Here is a 601-nt window from a genome sequence, read left to right as displayed (position 1 = left end):
CGGCCGATTGCCGAGCACTGGAAAAGCATCACGCTCAAGTCGTGTCATCAGTCGCTTGGCGTGGCCTTCGTCGAGATTGCCCTCGCGGTTCTCATGCCAGGCCCGCGCCGCCTGCTCGAACGTGTTTCCCGCTGGCGACCTGTTGCTGGCACCAGGGTCCCTGCCCTGCCCCAGCGCCACTCTGGCCTCCGCGCGGCGTAGCCGCGCCTCGGCAAGGCTGAGATCGGGATAGCGGCCGAAGGAGAGCAACTTCTCCTTGCCGTCGAACCGGTACTTCATCCGCCACAGCTTCGAGCCGTTGGGCCGGACGAGCAGGTACAGGCCCTCGCCATCGGCGAGCTTGTAGTCCTTCTGCCGCTTGCTCGCGTAGCGGACTTCGAGTTCCTTGAGCGCCATCTGGGGTACTCCGCTGGGGTTGCGGCGATTACCCCATAAAATACCCCCAAATGCAAATCGACGTCCTGGTGTTCGGTGGGGTCCGGAGAGCCATCCTGAGAAGGCGCGACTCGGGCGTAAGCCACAGAAAAAAGGCATAAAAAAACCGCTCCAGGATATCCTGAAACGGTTTGGCATGATTGGATATGGTTGCGGGGGCAGGATT

General features: G+C 61.7%; 1 protein-coding gene. It reads right to left on the bottom strand.

All coding sequences use genetic code 11. The annotated features are described in order from the left end of the window. On the bottom strand, positions 1-396 hold a 396-nt coding region (locus tag H926_RS25205; protein WP_022674849.1), incomplete at its 3' end, for an Arm DNA-binding domain-containing protein. Positions 397-601 lie beyond the last annotated feature (205 nt).

The sequence above is a fragment of the Novosphingobium sp. B-7 genome, from assembly GCF_000410615.1.
Lineage (GTDB): Bacteria > Pseudomonadota > Alphaproteobacteria > Sphingomonadales > Sphingomonadaceae > Novosphingobium > Novosphingobium capsulatum.
Note: the sequence above shows the minus strand (reverse complement) of the source record. Positions and strands in the feature narration are given on the sequence as shown.